2 protein-coding genes are annotated in these 3,949 nt (G+C 66.8%); one reads left to right on the top strand and one right to left on the bottom strand.

Annotated features, from left to right (window positions below; all coding sequences use genetic code 11):
* Positions 1 to 556: 556 nt before the first annotated feature.
* On the bottom strand, positions 557 to 916 hold the full coding sequence (locus tag MJ783_RS19195) for a group 1 truncated hemoglobin (RefSeq protein ID WP_239312287.1): 360 nt from the start codon (positions 914 to 916) through the stop codon (positions 557 to 559).
* Between the two features lie 854 nt (positions 917 to 1,770).
* Between MJ783_RS19195 and MJ783_RS19200 the strand changes: the two genes are divergently transcribed.
* Entirely contained in the window at positions 1,771 to 3,744 is a 1,974-nt protein-coding gene (locus MJ783_RS19200) for an ABC transporter ATP-binding protein (RefSeq protein ID WP_239312289.1), read from the top strand.
* The last annotated feature ends 205 nt before the right edge of the window (positions 3,745 to 3,949 follow it).

A 3,949-nucleotide genomic window follows, 5' to 3' on the forward strand; every position in this document is an offset into this window, starting at 1 on the left:
CCCCCACGCCCTTAGAGGGCACTAGCACCTCAAGCTAGCGCGTCTGCCATTCCGCCACCCGGACGTGCATGCCCTGTCGGACCTGCAACGAAACAGACTCTACACGGCTCGCACCGTTGCTGACGCAAGGGTCCCGTCAGGCCGGCGGGCAATAAATGATCTTGAATCTCCTCGGAGCCGCGCCGGTCGGCGCCTGACCTTGAGCCCTTCCCGGCGGATGGGGGTGCGACTGGCATCCCCGCTGGCTTGTCTACCGCGATCACCGCCGGCACCCAGAACCGCTACCCTGTAGCGATCAACAACAGGGAACGCGGCAGCGCGGGGTTGGGGCAGCGCGGGGTTGGGGCGCGCACCTCACGTCATCACTCCCCATCCATCGCCGCGCGATGCACGGGTACCCCGGCTCGTCGGTCTCGCGATGCACGCACCCCAGCCCCGCTCCTTGATCCACACTCCTATTGCCAGGCGCTCTTATTCCGCAATGAGCCGCACGGCGCAGGCTGCGCTGACAAGGCCCGCCATATCACTCCGGCGGTGTCATTTATGACATGAGTTGCTACGATGATACCGAGACAATCTCGGAACGCAGCGGGGCAAGGGCGGCTCCGATCTGGCTGGTGGTTTCCGCCGGGACGCCGAGGCTTTTCAATGCCGCAACCAGATGATCCACCACCGCGTCGAAGTGTGCGTTGGTGGCGCCGAACACGGCGTGTACCGCAGCCATGTCCCGCCCCTGGTAGATCTCGGGACCACCGATCGCCGCGGCGATGAACGCCCGCTGATGCGCCTTGACGCGAGTCAGGTCCCGATTGGCAAAGAAGGGGGCAAGACTGGGATCGGCCATCACCCGGACGTAGAACTCGTCGACCGTGGCCTGCACGGCCGTTGCGCCGCCGATAGCGTCGTAGATACTCACCAGAGGTCTCGCTTTCGCAGGAGGGGCCAACCGGAGGCCATCGACCATGTTTGTTGCCCGAGGTTGCGCTGGTACACAGCCAACAGGTTCACTGAACCGCGGACACAATTTCTTTAAAAGAGGAAAATGTCCGCGCGGCAGAGCCAGATGGCAGCCGACCGCAGGCCGTTCGGCTCCTTCTGTTCCGTGCCGGAAGAAGCTTCACCTGCTGGGAGGCGGTAGGGAGCAGCGGTGCCCGGGCCGGGCCGAGGCCCGCCAGGTCGTCATACAACCAGTCAGCGCACAACCAGTCGGCGCACGACGGAGTGGCTGACAGGCCAGTCCCCGCGAAGAGCCCCGCACCGGACGGCTCCGCCGCGGTCCAGCGAATCTCGAAGTAATTCTCGAAGTAATCGAGATAGCAGCTGAGGCTGGATAACCGCATGCGAACGACAGCGATATTCGCGTATCCTGGGCCGAGCCTGTATGACGATGGCTGGGCTGCCGCCGTCCGGCACACCCATCCACCGCGAGGTAACCAACGCCGTCGCGGCGTCGCGGGGCTGAGGCACGCGAGCCGCCGACCGGGCGGCGCGAAACAGGACAGTCCTATTGCCGGAGCTTCTTAACTCTTTTGGCGAGATCCGTAGGGCACAGGCCATGGAGCCGCCACGGCGGTCGTGCACGACCGCCGTGGCGGTGCGGCTTGTTCGGGCACAAGACCACGGCGCGAGACCACGGATGACAAAGATCGATCTTTTGAAGGCGGGACGCGTGCCCTCGCTGTCATCGAGGCTGGAACTGTGGATCGAGACCTTGCCGACAGCAGTCCTGTTCTGCCCCAGCGAGACACGCCACCGTCCCTGGAAGAGCCCGTGTCCGCACGTACGCCCACCTCGCCGAACGCACCAGCCCCGGAACCTGCCGGCAGCCCGCCGCTGGCACGCGACCCCGTCCTGACCTATGGCCGGGAGGACGAAGCCACCTCCCGGCCGTGGTCGAAGCACGACCGGACGCTGGCACAGACCGGTTTTCTCATCATGGCCAAGCGGCTGCCGGGGCTGTTCCGACTCGCCTGGTCGCTGGCCTGGGAGTCCGACCGGGCTGGGTTGATCACCATGGTCACCCTGCGGGTGCTGTCCGGGATTGTGGAGGCTGGTGGGCTGCTTGCGGTGGCCGGCGCGCTCGGCGCGTTGCTCAGGGAGGGGCCGACCCCGCGGCGGCTGATGGCGGCATTGCCCGCGCTCGCGCTCGTCGTCGGCGCTGGGATTGTCCGGACCGGACTGTCGATGGTCAACAATTTCCTGCGGACCCGCTTCGGTCCCCGGGTCGACCGTGTCTCGCTCATCCGGCTGCTCGAGCTGGCCACCCGTACCTCCGTGATGGCCTTTGACGACCCCGGGTTCGTCGACGATCTCGATGCCGCGGAGCGGGGTGCCGCGAGCGGGCGTCAACTTGTCGACAACACGGTCGACGTGCTTACCTCGGGGGTGCAGATCGCTGCCGCCGGCAGCGTCCTCGGCGTGCTGCACCCCGTCCTGTTACCGCTGCTGGTGATCTCGATCGTGCCGGACGGCTGGGCGTCGGTACGTTCCGCCAGGCTCGCGCACGCGTCCTGGCTGGGTCACATCCGCCCGGTCAGGCGCCAGTACATGTTGCGGCACCACATGACGGAACGCGGCTGCGCCGCGGAGATCCGATCGTTCGGTCTCGGCCGGTTCCTGCTCGACGAGTACACCGCCCTGGCCCGCGAGCACGAGGCCGAGCAGGTGCGCGTCGGCCGCGGGCAAGCGGTGTACCGGCTGACCGGCGAGGCCGTGTCAGGGCTCGCGCTGGGCGCTGTCTACGGGACGCTGATCGTGCTGCTCAACACGGGCATCATGCCGCTCGCCGCCGCGGGCACGGCGGTGTTGGCGATCCGTAACGGCCGGGGCGCCCTGTCCTCGGCTTTGAACAGCCTCAACAGCGCCTATGAGAACTTCCTCTACTTCGGCGAGTACCGGAGCTGGATCGCGGAGGCGACCCGCCGGGTGCCCCGGCCCCGGGCACGCCTGGCGCCGGCCAACCCAACAGTGATCAGAGCCGACAACGTCACCTACGCATACCCCCGTACCGACACCCCGGCGCTGCGCGGGGTCACGGTGGAGCTGCGCAAGGGCGAGGTCGTCGCATTCGTAGGCGCCAACGGCAGCGGCAAATCCACGCTCGCGAAGATCCTCGCAGGCCTGTACGAGCCGGACTCCGGCACAGTGAGCTGGGATGACACCGTTCTCGCCGAGGTCGACCCGGACAGCGTCCGGTCGAATATCGGTTTGATCCCGCAAAGCTACACACAGTGGCCGATGTCGGCCCGGCTCAACATAGCCGTCGGCCGGATCGGGCGCCTGGCCACGGACGGGCCGGACAGCGTCATCCCCCCCGCGGAGGCGACCGGCGCAGCCGAAGTGATCGGAAAGTTACCATATGGTTACGATACGTCCCTGGCGCGCCAGTACAACGCCGGGCACGACCTGTCCGGCGGCCAGTGGCAGCGGATCGCCTGCGCGCGGGCGGTCTATCGGGATGCGCCATTCCTCATTGCGGACGAGCCCTCCGCGGCCCTCGACGCCCGTGCCGAGCAGGCTTTGTTCAACCTGATTCGCGAGCTGGCACGGGAGCGGACGGTTCTACTGATCACCCACCGGCTCGCCAGCGTCCGCACCGCCGATCGCATCTACGTCCTCGACGACGGCCTGGTGGTCGACGAGGGTACGCACGCCGGGCTGATGACCCGGTCCGGCATTTACCGCGAGCTGTTCACTCTCCAGGCCAACCAGTTCCTCGACGCGGAGGCGTCCAGGACCAGATGACCATGACAGTGAGCGGCTGTTTTTGTTTTCCTGGCTCCGTACGTCGGGCCGAGCCTTCCTGGGGTCGCTTCTCACGCCGACCGCCGGTACCGTACCCTCCAACACATCAGTTGTGTTTGCCAACTCACCTGTGAGGGATCCGTGAGCGTTCAGGACAACGAGGCCGCCAACGCATCCCCACCGGTCTCCGTAGCGCTCACCGCCA

The sequence above is a fragment of the Protofrankia sp. Cj3 genome, from assembly GCF_917627355.1.
Taxonomy (GTDB): Bacteria; Actinomycetota; Actinomycetes; order Frankiales; family Frankiaceae; genus Protofrankia.